The following is a 20,942-nucleotide window of genomic DNA, read 5'->3' as shown; positions in this document are numbered from 1 at the left end:
GGCCGACGGCGCGGCCATTGATCTGGGGCACGGGGACGACGACGAACTCGAGCGCAGGGCCACGAATCTCGGAATCACGCTGTCCCGGGACGAATCACCCTCGATCGACGAACTCACGAGCTGAGAGCCTCGGGCGGCCGCGCACCTGGTGGGCGGCGCGCGGCCGCACTGTGCCACGGAAACAACGCGCATTCGCGCCGGCGCTCATGAGGTGCCGGTGCTGCGGATCCTGTGCTCAGCCCACGGGGAGTGCGGCGCGGATCGTGGCCACATGCGCTGCCGCGCTTCCCGTGTTGTCGATCAGGATGCGCGGCTCGGTGAACGGCTCCCAGCGCCGGGCCCGCACCTGGGCCCAGGTCGGGTTGCCCTGCCCTGGCCGATCGGGTGTGCGGGACTCCACCCGGCGGCGGTGTTCGGCCGCGTCCGAGCAGATCACCTCCACCCAGTGCAGCGGAACCTTCGATCCGAGCGCCAGCTCGGTCCACATCGTTCTGGCCTTCCGAAGGTTGTTGCACGCGTCGACGACCACGGGCCGCCCACCCTGTAGCTGATCTTCGGCCACCCAGGCCGCCGCGACGTAACCGACAGGATTGTTCTCGAACGGCGCCAATGTCGAGACGATCGCCGCCTCGAAGGTATCGATACGCAGGAATGTCGCGCCGAGCTCGTCCGCGAGAGCCCGTGCCAGGGTGGTCTTTCCGCATCCCGGGAGACCGGCGAACACCACCAGACGAGAAGATCCGGCTGCCATACGACCGATCCTAGGTGGCGGATCCGAGCAGATGTCCGGACGAGCGCCCACACTGGACCACCTGCACAGTTGCCGTCGTTCCGATCGAACTAGCTGCGATCGGAACGACAATCCGGGGTGCCACCGGTGAAGGCATCCCACTCGGCGGCGCTGAAGACCAGAGCCGGGCCGGTTGGGTTCTTGGAATCACGAACGCCCACGTGCCCGCCGTCGAGGAACGCGACCTCCACACACTCCTTGGTTCCGCCACTGCGACTGCTCTTGAACCATTTCGCTTCGGATAGGTCGACCTTCACCGTTGGTGCTCCCTTGCTGCCGTGCGCAGCAGATTCCTGCTGCTGACCTCATCCAGCGCGGCTCGCTGCACGAGATCGCACGCCTCTACGTATCGCTGCACAATACCGACCTTCTCGCTGTACATGTCGCCGGTGTAATTCTCGGCGTAGACGATCGTCGGCTCGGCGGGCCTGCCCGGGGCGCCCGGGTCGAACTCCATGATCACGAAAGGGCCGATCTGCTCACCGACGGGCATCCCGGCGGAGAAGGGCAGGACGCGCAGTCGCACGTTCGGGAGAGTCGCGGCGTCGGCGAGGTGCCTCAATTGTGTTGCCATGACCCGTGGCCCGCCGATTGTCCGGCGCAGTACCGTCTCGGCCAGAATCACATTGAGCCGAGCCGGGCGGGTCTTCCGGGTGATCAGGGCCTGTCGCCGCATTTTGAGCCGGACACGCTGTTCGCGCTCCTCCCCAGTGTCGTCGGGACTCGCAACCCGAGCCAGAGCTCGTGCGTAGTCCTGGGTCTGCAGCAGACCCGGTACGAGGTCGGGTTGATAGGTCGTCAAGATCCGGGCCGCGGATTCCAGTCCCATGTACACACTGAAGTTGGCCGGAATCACGCTGCCGAATTCGTGCCACCAGGACTTCGCCCCTGTTTCGCGGGCCAGTCCCCGCAACCCCGCCGCTTTGTCCTCGTCGATCTCGTAGATCTCGATCAACCCGTCCAGATCGCGGATGCGGATCCGCTGGTTCTGCCCCGTCTCGATGCGTTGCAGGCTGCTCTTGCCCCACTCCATGAGCGCCGCCGCTTCGGCCATGGTCAGGCCGATCGCTTCTCGTGCTTCGCGCAGATACCGGCCGAGCTGCCGTCTGGTGATACTGCTGTCCCGCTCAGTCAAAACCGTCCCCTTTTTGGCTGGATGAGAGCTCCGAGTCGCGAGATATGCATACTCGCAGTCCGGCAGCGGCACGCCGGTTTTCGGTTTTCTCATGGGTTCGGGGCCTTCGCGCTGTCCGGGGCGCGGGCGAGCTCGCGCGGGGCCGGACAGGCGCGGTGGATCGCCGTTACCCGGCGGCTATGGTCGCCCGCATGGCCGCGGCGGTGGTGGCCGGGTCGTAGCCGGGAGCGACGCCGTCGACCAGGATCAGGTCGCCGTCGATATGCCGCGAGCGCAGCGGCGCGATCTCCCGATAGGCGGGCGAATCCCACCACGCCCGGGCCTCGTCCATCCCCGGGAAACCGATCACCACCACGAAACCCGGCCAGCGGCCTTCCTTCACCTCGTGCTGGGTGGCATGGACGAGGAACCGGCCGCCGAAGGGTTCGAGGGTGGCGGGGATGCGCTCCATGTACTCGGCGATCTCGGGGTGCGGATCGGCCGGCTGCAGGTGGGCGATGGCGTAGGCGGGCATGATGTCGTCCTCTCGATCGGTTCGATGTACCGATCATGGCGGCGTGGCGGCCGCGGCGCGATTACCTCGGAGGTAAACGGATCGACTACCCGCGGGGTTATCGGTGTAATGCGGCGGCGAGGGCGGCGATCTGCTCGGCGGGCGGGTCGTATCCGGGGAAGTAGCAGCACACCCGGTCGGCGAAATCGCCGAAGCGCCGGAGGATCTCGGCGGCGCAGTCCTGCGGGGTGCCGCGGACGGCCAAGGTGTCGACCATATGGTCGGAGATCCGGTCGAACATGGTCATGATGTTGCCGGTTTTGGAGAGGGCGTTGAGTTCCGGCTGCAGCTGTTCCCAGCCCTCGACCTCGAGCACCGGCCGGTACGCCGGGGTCGAACTGTAGAAGGCCAGCAGGCCGCGTACCCCGGTCGAGGCCGCCGCGAGTTCCTCCGCCGACCTGCCCATCGCCACGATCACCTGCGGATAGATCGGGAATTCGGTGCGGCCCGCCTGTTTCATACCCTCCGCCACGGCGGGCAGTGTCCGCTCCCGGAAATGGCGATGGCTGTGGAAGGGCATCACCAGCAGTCCGTCCGCGACCTCCGCGGCGGTCCGGGTCATCAACGGGCCGAGCGCGCCGAGCAGTACCGGTGGGGGTCCGTACGGGTTGGGGCCGGGGACGAAGGTGCTCGGCATGAGAGTGTGCCGAGTGTGCTCGCCGCGGAAATCCAACGGCGCGCCGTCCTGCCAGGCGTGCAGGATCGTGCGCACCGCCAGCACGATCTCGCGCATCCGGGCCGCCGGGGCGGACCAGGTGGCGCCGTAGCGCTTCTCGATATGGGGACGGATCTGCGAACCGAGTCCGAGCCGGAATCTTCCACCCGACATCAGTTGCAGGTCCCATGCGGCATGCGCGAGGTGCATCGGGCTGCGCGGCATGGCGATCGCGACATTGGTCATCAGGTCGGCGTCCACCCGGCCGGCCACGGCGGCCAAGGGGAGCATCACATCGTGGGGGCCTTCGAAAGTGAACAGCCCCGCCGCGCCGGCGTCGACGAGGGTCCGGGCGCGTTCGGCGCTGCGGTCCGGGCGGGCGTCCAACTGGAGATCGAGCAGCATCAGTTCATCCAAGTACACCCGGGCGATCTCGAACAGGGGTCGATCCGGCCCGATCCGGCATCCACCGCCGAACCGGGAGCGGCCGGGGTGACAGGCGCGCACGCCTCTCCACCCCGGTCCGCCGTCACCCGCCTGGCCGGTCGGCATCCTCCGGCGCCGTTCACGCTATGAAACGACATTCGTATCCTCGTTACGTGACGGAGGGTTATGACGAGGTCGACGAGAAGATCATGGACGCCGCGCTCGACCGGATCCTGCAACTCGGGATCCGCCGCTCCAGCCTGGAGGACATCGCGCGCCGCGCCGGGATCAACCGGATCACCATCCACCGCAGATTCGCGGGCAAGGACAAACTCGTCGAAGCGGTCATCGAACGCGAAACCCGCCGGATGCTGGCCGAGGTCACCGCGATCGCCGACGCCGCCGACGGCGTGGACGCCCAGATCGAGGAGACCACGCTGCACGTCCTGCTGCAGACCCGCATCCACCGCTTGGTCACCCACCTGCTGCGGGTCGCGCCGGACGAAGCGCTCGGCTTCTATACCGTGCACGGCGAGCACCTGGTCGGTCTCGGTATCGACTACATCTCCGACATGCTCACCCACGCCCAGAACGCCGGCCTGATCGACCGCTACGACCCACGCCCGGTCGCCGAACTGGTCGCCCGCCTCGCCCATTCGCTGATGCTCACTCCGGGCAACAGCGGCGGCACCGATTTCACCGATCCCGACCAGGCCCGCGCCTTCGTCCGCACGACCATCGTGCCGCTGATGAAACACGGCATCCCGACGTGAGAGCGAGCATGGCGTAGGAGATGCCGACGAGGTGGAAGACCCGGCCGGGTTCATCGGTCGGTGCCCGGGGCCAGGCTGCTGTTGTGTACAGGTAGGTTCGAGCGGGTGAACGCGCACGTGGGAGGCATCGAACTGGTCGATATCCCACCGGGGCAGGTGAAGTTGTCGGATCGGCGGACGCAACGCAGTTGGTCGGTGCAGGTCGCTCCGTACCGCCTGGGGGCCGTGCCGGTCACCCGATCGCAGTACGCGCAGGTCACCGGCGATCGGCCGGGCGGGAGCCGGGGAGATCGGCTGCCCGCCGACAGCATCTCCTGGAACGAGGCGGTTCTCTTCTGCAACGCCCTGTCCGAACATGACGGCCTGACACCGGCGTACCGGATCGGCGCCGACGACGAGGTCACCCGGGTCGCGGCGGCCGACGGATATCGGCTGCCGACCGAGGCGGAGTGGGAACACGCCTGCCGCGCGGGCACCACCGGCCCGCGCTACGGTCGGCTCGACGATATCGCCCGGTACCGCGGGAATTCCGCAGACCGACCGCCCGAGGTGGGGACCCGCCGGCCCAACGCGTGGGGGCTCTACGACATGCTCGGCACGGTTTGGGAATGGTGCTGGGACCTCTACGATCCGGACGTCTACGGCAGCTACCGGGTGCTTCGCGGCGGCGGATGGTTCGACGAACACTGGAGCTGCCGCGCCTCGGTCCGCCGCCGCAGCCATCCCACGGTCCGGCTCGACGATATCGGGTTCCGTGTCGCACGGTCGGCGTCACGATGATCTGCCGACCCGGCCCGTTCACCCCGAGGGTGGCGAGACGAACTGTGCTTCCGAGGTGGCCGCACCGACCCGAGGTGGCCGAACCGACCCGAAATCGGGAACCTGGACCGGAGGCGGCCGCGGTCGCAGTCGTGTCGCCGAGGCCGTTCTCGCTTTCCGAACCCAAGCGCAGACGGCCGAAAACTCTGTGGTTGGGGTGGTGACTGCTCCGGCACACTGTCGGCGTGGCCGTCATGGAGAAGACGGTGCCGGCGCCGAACCGGACTCGGGCGACCGGCCTGAGTTCGCTCTCGTGGGTGATGTTCGCGAGTTCGGGTTCGCTGGCCGCGGCGGTGATGGCAGCGGGCTGGTCTCCGGCCGCGGTGACTTCGGTGCGGCTCGCATCGGCCGCGGCACTGCTGGTGCCGATGGTCGCGGTGCTCCGGCCGGGAGCGTTGCGGTTCGGCCGCGCCGACCTCTGGTTGCTGCTCGGCTACGGTCTGCTCGGCGTCGGCGGGGTGCAGTTGCTGTTCTTCGTGGCCGTGGCCCGAATTCCCGTCGGTGTGGCGATGGTGTTGGTCAACCTGGCCCCTGCCCTGGTCGCGCTGTGGGTGCGGGTGGTGCGGGGCACCCGGCTTCCCCGGCTGGTGTGGGCAGGGATCGCCCTGGCTTCGGCGGGATCGCTTCTGGTCGCCCGAGTCTGGCAGAGCACCGGGCTGGACCTGCTCGGCATGGCTGCCGGATCGGGTGCGGCGCTCTGCTCGGCCGGGTACTTCCTGCTCGGGGAGCACGGTGCGCGGAGGCACGACCCGGCGGGGCTGACCGCGGCCGGACTGGCGATCGGCGCGTTGGTGGTGGCAGTGATCGCCCCGCCGTGGACGCTGCCGTCCGACCTGTTCGCTGCCGCTGCGGTGCTGGGCGGGATGCGGGTTCCGGTGTGGCTGGTACTGCTCGCGCTCGCTGTGGTCGGCACCGTGTTGCCCTATCTGGCGGGGCTGCGGGCGCTGCGCGACCTCCCCGTCACCCTGGCCGCGGTGCTGGCACTCCTGGAACCGGTGGTCGCCGCCGCGCTGGCCTGGATGCTGCTCGGTCAGGCGCTGGGGCAGATCGAACTGGCCGGGGCGGCGATAGTGCTCACCGGCGCGGTGCTGGTGCAACTGGGTCGCCCCGGAACCACTTCGGCGCGATGATGGCCGGTGTGGACCTGTTGACGGTGACAGACCCCGCACGGTCGGGGCTGACAGAATTGCGAGACGGGCGTCGGCTGGCGTGGGCGGAATGGGGCCCGGCGGAGGGAAGGCCGGTCGTGTTCTGTCCTGGGGCGGGGTGGGGGCGTGGGCTGGGGTTCGGATGGGACGTGCTGGACGAGTTCGGGATCCGGCTGATATCCGTGGAGCGGCCCGGTTTGGGCGAATCGTCTCCGGCGGCCGGACGCACCCTGCTGGATTGGGCCGACGACGTCCGGCAGCTCGGCCTCACAGATCCGGCGGTCGTCGGATTCTCGCAGGGGGCACCGTTCGCGCTCGCCCTGGCTGCCGGCGGGCTCACTTCGGCGGTGGCGGTCGTGTCCGGCGGGGACGAGCTCGCACATCCGGGTTCGGCACTGCCGGCCGAGCTGCGGAGAATGGTCGACCGCGTAGCCGTCGACCCGGTCGCGGCCGAGGTGGATTTCGCAAGTTTCGGTAGTGCCGAGACCCTGTGGCGGCTGACCATCGAGGGCAGCTCCGACGAAGATCGAGAGGTCTATCTGCAGCCGTGTTTCGCGCGGGTCTTCCGGCGCGCTCTGGATGCCGGCTTCGTCCAGGGCGCGGCGGGCTATGCGCGCGATACGGTCCTGCATTTCGCGCGCTGGCCCTTCCGAGTCGAGGAAATCACCAGCCGGGTGGACCTGTGGTACGGCGGACGGGACAGCAACCCGACCCACTCTCCGGACCACGGCGCTACCCTGGCCGCCCGGATCCCGGACGCCACCCGGCACTATCTTCCCGACCGCGGCGGCGCGCTGCTGTGGACCCACGCACGCGAAATTCTGGACGAGCTCCTCGCCTGACGACTTACCCGACAGAGCTCGGTCGGGCGCCCTTCGCGCGAGACCTCGGGTCCTGCGTCTTCGCGATCGGGTGGCAAGCGCCCCGGCAGTGACACAGTCACCGCCGGGGCCGGAGTACGCACCGCGCAAGGCCCTCGGCGGACGCTGCTGCGCGATTCCTCAGGGCTCGAGGTCGACCACGCCCCTGCCGCTGGCGATATCGAGTGGCACCGACACCTGGTCGTGCGCGATCAACCAGGTCTCGTCGACCTTTCGCAGCCCGAACGTGACCCGGACCCACATGCCGCTCATCGCCGTCCCGTTCTTCAAGGTGCCGCCAAGACGAGCGAAGGCGTGCCCGAACGCGACATCGCCGCCGATGGTGAAGGCCGGATCGCGAATCTCGTAGGTCACGTTGTCGAGGAGTTGGAACACCTTCGCCCAGTTCTCCAGCTTCGCCGCTGTCCCGACATGCTGGAGCGGCGGCTCGACATCGAAGGATACGACGTCGGTGGTGTACAGCGGCCGCAGCGCCTCGAGATCTCCGGCCCGGAGTCCGTCGATCACCTTGTCGAGCTGCCCGCGGATCGCGGCCTCGTCGGCCTCGGTGCGGTCAGCGGGTGACCGAGAGTCGTGCGGAGTCGTCATGGTCGGTTCCTTCCGAGTCGATGTTCGGGGTATCGATGGTGGGTCGGCGTAGCGGCGCCAGAGCGGCGCTCCAGGCGAGAACCTGATCCAGCAGCGTGCCCAGGGCGGCGGCGTGGTGGTCGCGCGGTGTGAAGGTGGTGAAGTTCTCGAAATCGGTGTGCAGCGAGATCACGACCTGATGGCTCACATCGGCCATGCCCAGCGTGCTGCAGACCGCCCGGAGTTGCACCACCGCGCGTGCTCCGCCGCCCGCCCCGTAGGAGACGAATCCGATCGCCTTGTCCGCCCACTCCGCGCTCAGGTGGTCGATCGCGTTCTTCAGCACTCCGGGCGGGCCGCCGTTGTATTCCGGGGTCACCACCACGAAGCCGTCGAACGGGGCGATCCGTTCGGCCCAGGCGCGGGTATGGGCGTGGACCGACGGGCCGAACATCGGCGCCACGGGCTCGTCCAGATGCGGTAGCGGGTGGTCGCGCAGATCGATCAATTCGAACTCGGCGTCGCCGCGCTGTGCTGCCGTGTCCAGAACCCACCGGGCGACCTGTGGGCCGTTGCGGTTGGGCCGGGTACTGCCGAGGATGATGCCGATTCTGATCATTGTCCGAACTCCTGCTCTGCCGAAGGTGTCACGACCTTCCGACGAGGCAGCCCCGCGGAATGTCAGGCCGCCTCACAGATCGGGTCGCTGATTCGTCGAGTTCGATAGGAGACGCGCAAATCGAAGGAGCCCGCCATGACCGACCCGCACCTGCCCGCGGTGATCAGTGAACGCCGTCAGCTGATCAATATCGCCTACCGGCTGCTCGGCTCGCTGGCCGAGGCCGAGGATGTGGTGCAGGAGACCTACGTGCGCTGGTACGCGCTGTCGGAGCAGCAGCGGCAGGAGGTGGCGGCGCCCGGCGCGTGGTTGACCACGGTCGCGGGCCGGATCTGCCTCGACCTGCTCGGCTCGGCGCGCAGCAGGCGGGAACGCTATGTCGGCGACTGGATTCCGGAGCCCATACCCGCCAGGTCCGAATGGCCGGATGGCCCCGCACCCGCCGACCCCGCCGACCGGGTCACTCTCGACGAGTCGATCAGTATGGCCTTTCTCGTCGTACTGGATTCCATGACACCGGCCGAACGGGTGGCGTTCGTGCTGCACGACGTCTTCCGCTACTCCTTCGCCGAGGTCGCCGATATCGTCGGGCGCACTCCCGCGGCGTGCCGCCAGCTCGCCTCCAGCGCCCGCCGCCGTATCGATACCTCGCGAGGGCCGTCGAGCGCCGAACGCGCCGAAGTGGTCCGGGATTTCAAACGCGCGTGGCAGGCCCGGGATATCGAGGCCCTGATCGGCCTCCTCGATCCGCAGGCCCGGGCGACGGCCGACGGCGGCGGCTTGGCACCGGCGTTCCGCGAGCCGATCCACGGCGGCGAGCAGATCGCCCGCACCTGGATGGAGATCGCCGCCCGCAACACCGCGTTCACCCTGCTGGAGCGCACGGTGAACGGCCAGCCCGGGCTGGTGGCGCAACTCGACGGCACCGTCGTCTCGGTCTACGCCTTCGATATCGCCGACGGCCTGATCACCCGCATCTGGGCGATCCGGAATCCGGAGAAACTGCGGCCCTGGACGGCCGCGGACAGCTGAGCGGCCGCAGAGCGGCCCGGTGTCGGCGCATACGTCCCGCGTCGTGCCCGGGCGATGGACATCGGCAGACATGAGTCGGTGAGGTGTTCGGTGTTCAGGGTGCGGGGGTGGTGCGCGGATGTCTGTATTCGAGGTACTCCGACGTCACCTGCCGGCTCGGGTCCACTGTGACGCGAGCCTCCAGCTGCCCAGCCGGGATGAGCCAGTCCGGCTCGACCCGGGTGGTCGGGTAGACGACTCCTCGCACCGGGCCGATCAGATGAGTCCGATTGTGCAGAATGTCGGCGATCGTCGAGACCAGCGTCGGATCCGTTACGCCGGATCCCTGGGAAACCAGCACCACCGGTCGCTGAGACCCGATCGGATCCAGTGTGAGCTCCTGGAATTCCGGGCTGCGGGCGATCAGGTGACCGAACTCCGGCGCCCCCATACGCACCGGTTCCGCACCCGTGCCGCTGTGCCCCAGCATGACCTCTGTATCGCGGGCGTTGAACTTTCCGACGATGTAGAACGGTTCCAGGCGCCCGTCCTCCGCCGGTACCGTCAACAACGGTCGTTGGGCATCGGCGCGGGGCAGCGATTGGACGTAATTCGTGTTTTGACCGAGCGTCCAGCTGTCGGCCCACTGCTGCGCGGATCGATCGTCGTCGAGGGTCGCCGGTATCCGCAGGCCGGTGACCTCGCCGCCATGGTCGTGCAACGGCCGTACGACGACCTTGTCCGGATCGATTGCGATGCGCTGCCCGTAGAGATCTGTGCCGTACATCCCCGTGGGCTCGATGATGGTCCCCTCGACCACCCGGCCGGCATCGCCGTCGGTATGCGTGATACCGGAGGCACGACGCAGTCCGTCCGCACCGGCCGATGCCTTGCGGGCGTACCCATCGGCCGCCGCGCCGAGAGCTTGGGCCGTCCGCTCCACGATGAGACGCCCGGCCTGCCACAGTTCGATTTCGCCTGCCATACCCGGACACTTTCCACTGCGCCGATATCGGGCTTCAGTATCCATCACCTGCGCCGGCGGCCGCGCCGTTCGTAGGTGGAAAATGCCGCGCGCTGGAGTCGGCCCTGTGCGCAGTGTCCACAGTATTCGCCATCCTGTATTCGGAGACGGCAACCGGAGCCGCATGAACCGGAAACGAGAGACGCCGGGCGCGCACCCTTCCGCGGAAGGGTGCGCGCCCGGCGTCGGGGTAGGCGCCGAGACTCACTCGGTGGGCGCGAACGCCTCCTCGATGATCTCGGCCTGCTCCACCGCGTGCACCTTGCTCGAACCCGAAGACGGGGCCGACATGGCACGCCGCGAGATACGGCGCAGGCGGCCCAGCCGCTCCGGCAGCAGTTCCGGCAGGTTGAGGCCGAAGAACGGCCACGCGCCCTGGTTCGCCGGCTCCTCCTGGACCCAGGCGATCTCGGTGGCGTTGGAGTACCGCTCCAAGGCCTCGTTCAACCGGAACTTGGGCAGCGGGTAGAGCTGCTCGACCCGGACGATGGCGACATCGTCACGCTTACGCTTGGCCTTCGCGGCGGCCAGCTCGTAGTAGAGCTTGCCGCTGGTCAGCAGAACGCGCTTGACCGCGGCGCGGTCGCCGATGCCCTGTTCGTAGGTGGGCTCGTCGAACACCGAGCGGAACTTGGACTCGGTGAAATCCTTGAGATCGCTGACGACGGCCTTGTTGCGCAGCATCGACTTCGGAGTGAAGACGATCAGCGGACGGCGGATACCGTCCAGCGCGTGGCGGCGCAGCAGGTGGAAGTAGTTCGCCGGGGTGGAGGGCACCGCCACCGTCATCGAACCCTCCGCGCACAGCTGCAGGAAGCGCTCGATACGGCCGGAGGTGTGGTCCGGGCCCTGACCCTCGTGCCCGTGCGGCAGCAGCAGCACGACCTCCGACAGCTGGCCCCATTTGGCCTCACCGGAGGAGATGAACTCGTCGATGATCGACTGGGCGCCGTTGACGAAGTCACCGAACTGGGCCTCCCACAGCACCAGCGCGTCCGGGTTACCCAGCGAATAGCCGTACTCGAAGCCGACGGCGGCGAATTCGCTCAGCGCCGAATCGTGCACCGCGAACCAGCCCGGGTTGGCGCTGTTGATGTTGTGCAGCGGGGTGTACTCGGCCGCCGTCTTACGGTCGATGATCACCGAATGCCGCTGCGTGAAGGTGCCGCGCCGGGAATCCTGACCGGTCAGGCGGACCGCCCGGCCCTCGTCGATCAGGGTGCCGAAAGCGAGCAACTCGGCGAACGCCCAGTCGACCTTGCCCTCGTAGGCCATCTCCCGGCGCTTCTCCAGCACCGGCTGCACGCGCGGGTGCACACTGAAACCGTCGGGAACGTTCACGAACGCGTCGCCGATCCGCTGCAGCACCGATTTGTCGACCGCGGTGAGCACAGTGGACGGGACCTGCTGATCGTCCTCCACCGATTCGCTCGGTCCCGGCGGGTATTTCTCCAGCTCCCGGACCTCGTTGAAAACCCGCTCCAACTGACCCTGGTAGTCGCGCAGGGCGTCTTCGGCTTCCTTCAGCGAGATATCACCGCGGCCGATCAGGCTCTCGGTGTAGCTCTTGCGGACGCTGCGCTTGGTGTCGATGACGTCGTACATGTACGGCTGGGTCATCGAGGGGTCGTCGCCCTCGTTGTGGCCGCGACGGCGGTAGCAGATCAGGTCGATGACCACGTCCTTGCGGAACTTCTGCCGGAAATCGACCGCCAGGCGGGCCACCCAGTCGCAGGCCTCCGGGTCGTCGCCGTTGACGTGGAAGATCGGGGCGCCGATGAACTTGGCGATATCGGTGGAGTACTCGGTGGAGCGGCTGTTCTCCGGTGCCGTGGTGAAACCGATCTGGTTGTTCACCACGATGTGGATGGTGCCGCCCACGCGGTAGCCGCGCAGACCCGACAGGTTCAGGGTCTCGGCCACCACGCCCTGACCCGCGAACGCGGCGTCACCGTGCAGCATCAGCGGTACGACGGAGAAGCCCTCGGGGCCGTCACCCTTGTCCAGCAGATCCTGCTTGGCGCGGACCAGGCCCTCGAGCACCGGATCGACCGCTTCCAGATGCGACGGGTTGGCGGTCAGCGAGACCTCGATCTCGTTGTCACCGAACATCTGCAGGTAGTTGCCGCGCGCACCGAGGTGGTACTTCACATCGCCCGAGCCGTGGGTGGCGGCCGGGTTCATATTGCCCTCGAACTCGGTGAAGATCTTCGAGTACGGCTTGCCCACGATATTGGCCAGCACATTGAGGCGGCCGCGGTGCGGCATACCGATGACGACCTCGTCGAGCGCGTACTCGGCGCACTGGTCGATCACGGCGTCCATCATCGGGATGACGGTTTCGGCGCCCTCCAGCGAGAAGCGCTTCTGGCCGACGTACTTGGTCTGCAGGAAGGTTTCGAATGCCTCGGCCGCGTTGAGCCGGTTCAGAATGTACTTCTGCTGGGCGACGGTCGGCTTGACGTGCTTCTGCTCGACCCGGTCCTGCATCCACTTGAGCTGGTCTTCCTCGAGGATGTGGGTGTACTCCACACCGACGTGGCGGCAGTAGGAATCGCGCAGCACCGACAGCACATCGCGCAGCTTCATCCGCTCTTGGCCGTGGAAGCCGCCGACATTGAACTCGCGGTCCAGATCCCACAGGGTGAGGCCGTGCTGGGTGACGTCGAGGTCGGGGTGGCTGCGGAATTTGTCCTTGACCAGGCGCAGCGGATCGGTGTCGGCCATCAGGTGACCGCGGTTGCGGTAGGCGGCGATCATCTCGAGCACCCGGGTGCTCTTGTCGACGCCGCGTTCCTTGATGTCCTTGCGCCAGCGCACCGGCTCGTACGGCACGCCCAGACCGTGGAAGATCTCGTCGTAGAACTCGTCCGCGATGAGCAGCTTGTGGATGGTGCGCAGGAAATCACCGGATTCCGCGCCCTGGATGATGCGGTGGTCGTAGGTGGAGGTCAGCGTCATGAGCTTGCCGATACCGATATCGGCGATCCGCTCGTCGCTCATCCCCTGGAACTCCGCCGGGTACTCCATGGCACCCGCGCCGATGATCGCACCCTGGCCCTGCATCAGCCGCGGTACGGAGTGCACGGTGCCGATGGTGCCCGGGTTGGTCAGCGAGATGGTGACCCCGCTGAAGTCCTCGGCGGTCAGTTTGCCGTCGCGGGCGCGGCGGACGATGTCCTCGTAGGCGGTGTGGAACTGACCGAAGCTCATGTCTTCGGTGCCCTTGATGGCGGCGACGACCAGGGACCGGCTGCCGTCCTTACCGGGCAGATCGATGGCCAGACCGAGGTTGGTGTGTGCGGGGGTGACCGCGTTCGGCTTACCGTCGACCTCGGCGAAATGCCGGTTCATGTTCGGGAACGCCTTCACCGCCTGCACGATCGCGTAGCCGAGCAGATGGGTGAAGGAGATCTTGCCACCCCGGGTGCGGGCGAGATGATTATTGATGACCAGCCGGTTGTCGATCATCAGCTTGGCCGGCACGGCCCGCACGCTGGTGGCGGTCGGGATGCTCAGCGACGCCGACATGTTCTTGGCGACCGCGGCGGCGGCACCGCGCAGCACCTTCTTCTCGTCCACGGCCGGAGCAGGCTTGGGCGCACCCGAGGTGGCGGCGGCGTTGGACGTCGGGGCCGGGGTCGTCTGCGGGGCACGCTGCTGCGCGGCCGCGGTGGTCCGCGCGGCGGTGGTGGCGGCCGGGGCGGACTTCGGCGCGGCGGCCGGCGCGGACGTGGTGGCCGGAGCGGTCGGGGCGGTGGCCCGGGTCCGGACCGAAGAATTTTCGGCGGGCACGGCGGCAGGGGCGGATTTCACCGCCGAGGTCGGCGCCGCCGGTGCCGGAGCGGACTGGGTGTTACCGGAATCACCGGAGATCTCGGGGGTGTAGTCGGCGAGGAACTCGTGCCAGCTGGCGTCGACCGAGGATGGATCCTGTTTGAACTTCTGATACATCTCGTCGACCAGCCACTGGTTCTGACCGAACTGGGATTTTGAGCTGCTCACAGCAGGTGTTCGCCTCATTTCGTTCTTCGCGCTGCGACGTTTGTGACGTGCCCGGCACCGGGCCTCGGTGGATGGTTACCGATCGCCCTGAAGACGAGGATATGCCCCCGCGCACATCCACTCGGTCACCGACCACCGGACAATCCCGACCTCATTGTTGACGACTCGTCCTCGACCGAGAATATTCCTTCGCCGCTTCCGGCCGCTGTCCAGAGGCGGGCATAGTGCCCACCGGCCGCCACGAGCTCGGCGTGGGTGCCCACTTCGACGATCCGGCCGTGCTCCACCACGGCGATCCGATCGGCCCGCGCGGCCGTGGCCAGGCGGTGCGCGACCACCACCGTCGTGCGGTGGCGAGCCAGCGATCCGGTCGCGGCCAGCACTTTCTCCTCGGTATCGGGGTCGAGGGTGGCGGTCGCCTCGTCGAGCAGCAACAGATCGGGGTCCACCAGCTGGGCGCGGGCCAGGGCGATGAGCTGACGCTGACCCGCCGAGAGCCCGCGCCCGCGCTCGCCCACCGGCCGCCGGAATCCGCCGGGCAGGCCGGCGATCATCTCCCGGGCACCGACCGCGCGGGCGGCCGCCTCGATCTCCGCCTCGGTCGCCAGAGGTTTCCCGAATGCAATGTTGCTCGCGATATCGCCGGTGAACAGGTGAGCTTCCTGCGGGACCATCCCGAGCCGGGCGCGGTAGCGGTCCAGCCGGTAGTCGCGGATATCGACGCCGTCCACCCGGATGACCCCGGTATCGGTGCCGGAGAGGTCGTAGAGGCGGGCGAGCAGTTTGACGATGGTGGATTTCCCGGCGCCGGTCGCCCCCACCAGCGCCAGCGATTGCCCCGGCGCGACCGCCAGATCCACCTCGTCGAGAGCGAAACGCTCGGTGCCCGGGTAGCGGAAGCGCACCGCGTCGAGAGCCAGATCACCCCGCAGGCCCGCGGCGATCGGATCGGCGTCGGGCGGATCGGCGCCGATGGAGGACGGGGTGCGCAGCAGATCGCCGATGCGGCGCAGCCCCACACGCGCCTGCTGGTACCCGTCGAACACCTGCGACAGCTGCTGGACCGGACCGAACAGCAGTTGCAGATACAGCACGAAGGCGACCAGGGTGCCGGTGCTGGTGGTGCCGGCGGCCACCGCGTGCGCCCCGGTGAACACCACCAGGGCCAGCGCCAGATCGGTCCATGCCGCCACGAAGGCGAAGTACAAGGCGATGGCGCGCTGGGCCCGCATCCGGCTGCGCCGGTACTTCGTGGAGTATTCGGCGAACCGGTGGGCCGCGAGTCGTTCGTGCCGATTGGCCTGCACCGCCCGCAGCCCCGCGATGTTCTCCTGGAAATCCGCGTTGACCGTGGAGACCCGTTCCCGGGAGACGGTGTAGGCCACCGAGGCGACCCGGCGGAACACCACCGTGGCGATGATCAGCGGCGGAAGCACCCCGAGCAGGACCACCAGGGCGAGCCGCAGATCGATCACCACCAGGGCGACCGCGATACCGCCCAGCGACAGCACGCTCACCAGCGCGGTGGACACCCCGGTCTGCAGGAAGGTGGACAGAGCGTCCACATCGGTGGTCATCCTGGTCATGATCCGGCCGGACAGTTCGCGTTCGTAGTAGTCCAGGCCGAGCCGTTGCAGGTGGGCGTAGCTGCGGACACGCAGTCCGTACAGCACCCGTTCACCGGTGCGGGAGGTGAACAGGGTGGTCGCGGCGGCCACCGCCCAGCCCGCCAGCACCAGCCCGGTACCGAGTACGGCCGACCAGACCAGGGCGGTCGGCTGCCCATCGGTGACCCCGGCGTCGATCGCATGGCGGACCAGCGGCGGGAAACCGATCCCGATCAGCGCGTCGAGTGCCAGCAGGGCCACCGAGGCCAGCACCAGGGTCCGCACCGGCCACAGCAGCCGGCCCAGCCGGAACCCCGGATCGGGTTCCCGCAGCCGGGACTCGTCCAGCCGCGGCCGCTCGGTGGCGGCGGGCAGCGCGTCGATGGCACGGCGCAGTTCGGGGGTGGCACTGAGGTCGGCCGAGGGGCCGAAGCGGTCGGCGGACTCGGCCGAGGGCAGCCGGTCGGGCTGGTAGACCGGGCCGGCGACCGGCACTGTCTCCGGTTCGGGCAGGCGGATCACCCGGTCGGCATGGGCGAGGGTCGACTCGCGATGGGCCAGGATGATGGTGGTGCGGGTGCCCTGATCGGGCAGTGCGCCGAAGATCGCCGCCTCGGTCACCGCGTCCACCGCGGAGGTGGCGTCGTCGAGCACCAGGATGCGCGGCCGGGCCAGCAATGCCCGGGCCAGGGCGACGCGCTGCCGCTGACCACCGGAGAGGGTGAGCCCGCGTTCCCCGACGACGGTGTCGTAGCCGTCCGGCAGCTGTTCGATGAATTCGTCGGCGGCGGCCTGCCGCGCGGCGGCCCGGATCTCGTCGGGCGTGGCGTCGGGCCTGCCGAGGGCGATATTGGCGGCCACGCTGGAACTGAACAGGAACGGATCGTCGAAGACCACGCCCACCGCGGCCCGCAGTTGCGCGGCGGACACCTCGGCGATATCCACCGGCTGTGCGTTGTCGGTGCCCAGGAGCCGGATCCGGCCGGCGTCGGGTGCGTAGAACCGGGGCAGCAGCAGCGACAGCGTGGTCTTGCCCGATCCCGCCGGTCCGATGATCGCCACCGTCTCGCCGGGCCGGACCCGCAGGTCCAGGTCGCGCAGGACCGGTTGCGCGGGGTCGAAGCCGAAGCTCACCCCGTCGAGTTCGATACCCAGCGGGCCCTCCGGCACCGGGACCGGCCGCGGCGGATCGGCCACCGCCGGACCGGCGTCGATCACCTGATACACCCGTTCGGCCGCGGCCCGGGTGAGCTGGGCCAGGATGAGCACCGAGGCCATGGTGCGGGCGGTGGTGGTCATGGTGGTGACATAGGCGCTGAACGCGAGGAAGGTGCCGAGACCGATCTGGCCGTTGAACGCGAGCCAGCCGCCGACGGCGATCACCACCACCAGCCCCGCCTGCGGGATCGCCGCCAGCGTGGGGGAGAAGCGGGCGTTGATCCGGGCCGCGCGCATCCGCTCGGCGAACAACCGGCGGCCGTGCTGTTCGAGCACATCGACCATGCGGGCTTCCTGGCCGAACCCCTTCACCACCCGGACCCCGGTGACCGTCTCCTCCACATGCTGGGCGAGTTCGGCCGCCCGCTGCTGGGCCGACCACGTGGCGGCGTGCAGCTTGGGCCGCATCCGGTACACCACCACGATCACCAGCGGCACCATCAGCAGCGCCACCGCCGCCAGTGGCGGGGACAACCACAGCATCACCGCGGCGGCGAGCACGAACTGCAGAAACGCCATTCCGGAGAGCGGGGCCATCGCCAGCAGGGACTGCACCAGCTGGAGATCGGTGATCGAGCGGGAAACCACCTGTCCGGTGCGCAGCGCGTCCTGACCGGCGCCGTCCAGCCGCTGCAACGAACCGAGCAGCTGCACCCGCAGCCCGTGCTGGACGTCCAGTGATAATTTGCCGGCCAGCATCCGCCGCCCGAAGGACGCCGCGAACCGGCCCGCCGCCAGCAGGGCCAGCAGCCCGGCGACGATACCGATCACCCGGGTGGCACCGCTGGTGGCCGAGTCCACGGCCCATTTGGTGAGCAGCGGTGCGATGATCTCGGCCGCCGCGCCGGCCACCAGAGCCACGGCGATACCGGCCAGCGTGCCCCCGAAACGCCGGCACTCCGACCACAGCCTGCGAAGCCATCCCGGCCGCGCGCCGCTATCCATGAGCCCCCCTTCACCTCGACCTGTCATCGACCATAACGACGCCCGGCGACAAGGTCTTGTTCCCCGGCCTCACGGGGACAGGTTCAGCGGATCACAGTTCGGCGCGGCGCAGCGCCCACCAGCCGGCCGCGCCGACGCCGACGGACCACAGCAGCAACACCACGATCGCGGCCGGGGCGGGGGCCAGCAGATCGCTGTCGGTGAACGAGCCGGTCAGGACGGTGCTCAGCGTCGCCGAACCGGGCAGCAGCGTCGCCGCGCCCGGCAGCCCGATCCCGGCGGTCACCACCCAGAGCAACGGCTCGGCGAGCAGAACCCAGACCAGCACCGCGCCGACCGCCAGCGCCGGCGAGCGCAGTAGCAGCCCGAGCCCGGTGCCGATCACCGCCCAGCAAGCCGCGGCGAGCAGACCGCCACCCAGTACCGCGAACAGGGCGGCCGTGATCTCGAATTTGCCGCGGCCGAACAGCAGCAGGCAGACCATCGCCACGACCTCGACCGCCAGCGCGGCCACGACAGCGGCGGCGGCGGTCACCAGGTATTTCGACCCGGCCAGCCGGTCCCGGTCGACCGTGAACAGGGCGGTGGTCACCAGCGTGTTGTGCTGATGTTCGCTCGCCGCGCCCGCGGCCCCGAAAACACCCGCCGCCACGACCACCGCGAACAGCGCCAGATACAGCCCGATGGTCGCCGTACCGGTCACCGGATCGCCGTCCGGGTCACGCGGCCCGGCCATGATCGCGGTCACCGAAGCGGCCACGATCGTCAAGGCGACCAGGGTCCCGGCCAGCACCCGGGGATAGCGCAGGGTCACCGCTTTGCGGTACTCGGACAGGATCGGCGGAATCAGTTCCGCGGGTACGACGTCGATCATCGGGCAACCCCGTACGGCAGAGAGTTGGGCGGCGGCATACCGGGTCCGACCGGCTGCGGCGCGGCCGCGTGGGTCAGGGAGGCGAGCACCCGGTCGGGATGGATCCGATCGGCGACTATACGGTCCAGCCGGACATCGGCGGCGCGGGCGGCGGCCACGATATCGTCCTCGGTCGCGTCCGCCACGGCCAGCTGATCGTCGGGCCGGATCACCGCATCGGTGAAACCGCGGGCGGCCAGCGCGGTGGCGACGGCGATGGACGACGAGGAGGCCACCACCAGACGGTCCGGGTTACGGCGCCGCAGCCGGGCCGGGCTGCCCTGATAGACCACCGCCCCGCCGCTCAGCACCACCAGATGGTCGGCGATCGGCAGCGCCGTCACCAGGCTGGGCGTGGTGAACAGTACGGTGCCGCCGCGCCGCGTGTGCTCCCGCAGGAAGCCCTGCAACCAGGACAGTTCGCCCAGCTGCATACCGGCGGCGGGATCATCGAGCACCAGCAGTGGCGGATCGGGCAGCAGGGCCGTCGCCAGCGCGGCGCGGGTCTCCTCGCCGGGGCTCAGATCGTCGGGGACAGCACGGGCGCGCTCGGTCAGACCGGTGATGTCCAGAACGGCGCGCACCCGGCGGTCCGGGCAACCGGCTGCGGCGGCGTAGACCCGCAGATGGTCGCGGACCGTGCGGCGCGGATGCAGACCGCGCGGTGCGAGGACGGCGCCCACCGCCGCGCTGCCGCGGCCGCCGGCGACCGTGGCCGACCCCGCCGTCGGCGGGAGCAGGCCCAGCAGGATTCCGGCCACCGTCGACTTACCGGAACCGGGCGGGCCCACCAGCGCCGCGCAGGTACCCGCCGCGACATCGAAGGAGATGTCCTGGGCACCGATACTGAAATCCTCGTATCGCTTGGTCAGACCCCGGACCGTGATCGCCGGGCGCGCCGAGGGCGTCACCGCGGCCCGCCCGGTGGCTGGGTCCCACGCTGACGCACACCGATCTCATCGCGCGGCAGTTCGCTCGGATCGCCCTGCGGCAGCGACTTCATCGGCTGTTCCAGCGCGGTCGACACCTGGGCGTCGATCACCATCTCGTCGGGGAAATACGCCGGCGCCGGGCCGAATGCCTTGCGTGCGTTGTTGACGGTCGCCTTGCCCAGCGCCCGGTTACCGAACCCGCCGATCACCGCGCCGATCCCGGCGGGCACCACCTTGCCCGCCATCAACGCGGCACGCTTGGTGATGAAGCGGACGATGAACCGCTTGAGCAGCGAGTCGTTCATCCCGGACAGACCCGGGATCTTGTTGGCGAACACGGTGCCCCAGTTCTTGGCCGAGGTACCGACACTCTTCTGGACGATCTCCATCCCGCTGTCACCGAGCACCACCGCGAGCACCAGTGCCCGCCGCTGCTCGGTGTTCTCCGGCCGCACCCCGTGCACCGCGGCCACGGCCAGCGTGAACAACGCCGACGCCTCCATGAAGAACGTGGTCTCCGCGCTCACCGCCGCCAGCGCGGCGATGGTCCCCACCCCGGGAATCGCGGCCGACGCCCCGACCGCGCTACCACTGCTGGTCACCGCCAGCAGATACTGGCGTTCGAGCCGTGCGACGAGCTGCGCGGGCGACTCGTCGGGATGTGCGCGCCGCAAGCGCGCGACATACTTGGCGACAGCGGGTGCTTGTAGCCGGGAACCGTGATCCAATGCCTCGACCACGGCCTTTTCCAATGCCCCGTTACGCACGGCGTCATCCCTCCTCTGCGGCCTCTGTGCACTGTAGGGCACGGCGGCCGGACGTTCGCTCTGACTGGTAACGGACTACCCCTTTCCCGGGTTCCGACGCTGTGTTTATTGGCGGCGCCTCCGGCGCCGCGGGGTCGAGGCCCCCTCGGTCCCG

At 68.9% G+C, this 20,942-nt stretch carries 18 protein-coding genes; 5 read left to right on the top strand and 13 right to left on the bottom strand.

The window, feature by feature from the left end; translation table 11 throughout:
* Window positions 1-235: 235 nt before the first annotated feature.
* The 5 genes from NF4_RS32745 to NF4_RS32725 form a co-directional block, all read right to left on the bottom strand.
* Window positions 236-751, bottom strand: a complete 516-nt coding sequence (locus tag NF4_RS32745; protein WP_063131278.1) for a P-loop nucleotide/nucleoside kinase family protein — start codon at window positions 749-751, stop codon at window positions 236-238.
* A gap of 89 nt (window positions 752-840) precedes the next feature.
* Window positions 841-1,047 (bottom strand): DUF397 domain-containing protein, encoded by a 207-nt coding sequence (locus NF4_RS32740; protein WP_063131277.1) that lies wholly within the window; start codon window positions 1,045-1,047, stop codon window positions 841-843.
* Window positions 1,044-1,925 (bottom strand): helix-turn-helix domain-containing protein, encoded by an 882-nt coding sequence (locus NF4_RS32735; protein ID WP_063131276.1) that lies wholly within the window; start codon window positions 1,923-1,925, stop codon window positions 1,044-1,046. Before NF4_RS32735 ends, NF4_RS32740 begins: the two co-directional genes overlap by 4 nt.
* A gap of 166 nt (window positions 1,926-2,091) precedes the next feature.
* Window positions 2,092-2,439 (bottom strand): DUF1330 domain-containing protein, encoded by a 348-nt coding sequence (locus NF4_RS32730; protein ID WP_063131275.1) that lies wholly within the window; start codon window positions 2,437-2,439, stop codon window positions 2,092-2,094.
* Between the two features lie 97 nt (window positions 2,440-2,536).
* Window positions 2,537-3,538, bottom strand: coding sequence for a TIGR03617 family F420-dependent LLM class oxidoreductase (locus NF4_RS32725; RefSeq protein WP_063131280.1), 1,002 nt, complete (start codon window positions 3,536-3,538; stop codon window positions 2,537-2,539).
* Window positions 3,539-3,732: 194 nt separating this feature from the next.
* Between NF4_RS32725 and NF4_RS32720 the strand changes: the two genes are divergently transcribed.
* The 4 genes from NF4_RS32720 (at window position 3,733) to NF4_RS32705 (ending at window position 7,141) form a co-directional block, all read left to right on the top strand.
* Window positions 3,733-4,332 (top strand): TetR/AcrR family transcriptional regulator, encoded by a 600-nt coding sequence (locus NF4_RS32720; RefSeq protein WP_084533751.1) that lies wholly within the window; start codon window positions 3,733-3,735, stop codon window positions 4,330-4,332.
* A 132-nt stretch (window positions 4,333-4,464) separates the two neighbouring features.
* Window positions 4,465-5,112, top strand: a complete 648-nt coding sequence (locus NF4_RS32715; RefSeq protein ID WP_084533753.1) for a formylglycine-generating enzyme family protein — start codon at window positions 4,465-4,467, stop codon at window positions 5,110-5,112.
* Window positions 5,113-5,345: 233 nt separating this feature from the next.
* Window positions 5,346-6,281, top strand: coding sequence for an EamA family transporter (locus tag NF4_RS32710; protein ID WP_063131273.1), 936 nt, complete (start codon window positions 5,346-5,348; stop codon window positions 6,279-6,281).
* Between the two features lie 8 nt (window positions 6,282-6,289).
* Complete coding sequence (locus tag NF4_RS32705) at window positions 6,290-7,141, top strand: alpha/beta fold hydrolase (RefSeq protein WP_198165558.1); 852 nt, start codon at window positions 6,290-6,292, stop codon at window positions 7,139-7,141.
* Window positions 7,142-7,300: 159 nt separating this feature from the next.
* On the opposite strand, the gene NF4_RS36135 is transcribed toward NF4_RS32705, so the two are convergent.
* Window positions 7,301-7,768, bottom strand: coding sequence for a YybH family protein (locus tag NF4_RS36135; RefSeq protein WP_063814775.1), 468 nt, complete (start codon window positions 7,766-7,768; stop codon window positions 7,301-7,303).
* Window positions 7,734-8,366: an NADPH-dependent FMN reductase gene (locus tag NF4_RS36130; protein WP_063814774.1), complete on the bottom strand. Its 633-nt coding sequence runs from the start codon at window positions 8,364-8,366 to the stop codon at window positions 7,734-7,736. The genes NF4_RS36135 and NF4_RS36130 overlap by 35 nt, the downstream gene beginning before the upstream one ends.
* Window positions 8,367-8,501: 135 nt before the next feature.
* Here NF4_RS36130 and sigJ point away from each other — a divergent pair, with 135 nt between their 5' ends.
* Entirely contained in the window at window positions 8,502-9,398 is an 897-nt protein-coding gene (sigJ, locus tag NF4_RS32695; RefSeq protein WP_063131271.1) for an RNA polymerase sigma factor SigJ, read from the top strand.
* 94 nt (window positions 9,399-9,492) lie between these two features.
* On the opposite strand, the gene NF4_RS32690 is transcribed toward sigJ, so the two are convergent.
* From NF4_RS32690 to NF4_RS32665, 6 genes are all read right to left on the bottom strand, one after another.
* A complete protein-coding gene (locus NF4_RS32690) occupies window positions 9,493-10,362 on the bottom strand; it encodes a hypothetical protein (RefSeq protein ID WP_063131270.1) in 870 nt (289 codons plus the stop codon).
* A gap of 243 nt (window positions 10,363-10,605) precedes the next feature.
* The gene (locus NF4_RS32685) at window positions 10,606-14,424 is read right to left on the bottom strand and encodes a multifunctional oxoglutarate decarboxylase/oxoglutarate dehydrogenase thiamine pyrophosphate-binding subunit/dihydrolipoyllysine-residue succinyltransferase subunit (RefSeq protein ID WP_198165557.1); all 3,819 of its coding nucleotides are present in this window, start codon (window positions 14,422-14,424) and stop codon (window positions 10,606-10,608) included.
* Window positions 14,425-14,531: 107 nt separating this feature from the next.
* Window positions 14,532-18,176, bottom strand: a complete 3,645-nt coding sequence (locus tag NF4_RS32680) for an ABC transporter ATP-binding protein (RefSeq protein WP_084533748.1) — start codon at window positions 18,174-18,176, stop codon at window positions 14,532-14,534.
* A 91-nt stretch (window positions 18,177-18,267) separates the two neighbouring features.
* Complete coding sequence (locus NF4_RS32675) at window positions 18,268-19,050, bottom strand: ABC transporter permease (RefSeq protein WP_063131268.1); 783 nt, start codon at window positions 19,048-19,050, stop codon at window positions 18,268-18,270.
* Window positions 19,047-20,000 (bottom strand): ATP-binding cassette domain-containing protein, encoded by a 954-nt coding sequence (locus tag NF4_RS32670; RefSeq protein ID WP_063131267.1) that lies wholly within the window; start codon window positions 19,998-20,000, stop codon window positions 19,047-19,049. The genes NF4_RS32675 and NF4_RS32670 overlap by 4 nt, the downstream gene beginning before the upstream one ends.
* Window positions 19,997-20,773: a hypothetical protein gene (locus tag NF4_RS32665; RefSeq protein WP_232330753.1), complete on the bottom strand. Its 777-nt coding sequence runs from the start codon at window positions 20,771-20,773 to the stop codon at window positions 19,997-19,999. The genes NF4_RS32670 and NF4_RS32665 overlap by 4 nt, the downstream gene beginning before the upstream one ends.
* Between the last annotated feature and the right edge of the window lie 169 nt (window positions 20,774-20,942).

Source organism: Nocardia fusca NBRC 14340 (assembly GCF_001618425.1).
Lineage (GTDB): Bacteria > Actinomycetota > Actinomycetes > Mycobacteriales > Mycobacteriaceae > Nocardia > Nocardia fusca.
Note: the sequence above shows the minus strand (reverse complement) of the source record. Positions and strands in the feature narration are given on the sequence as shown.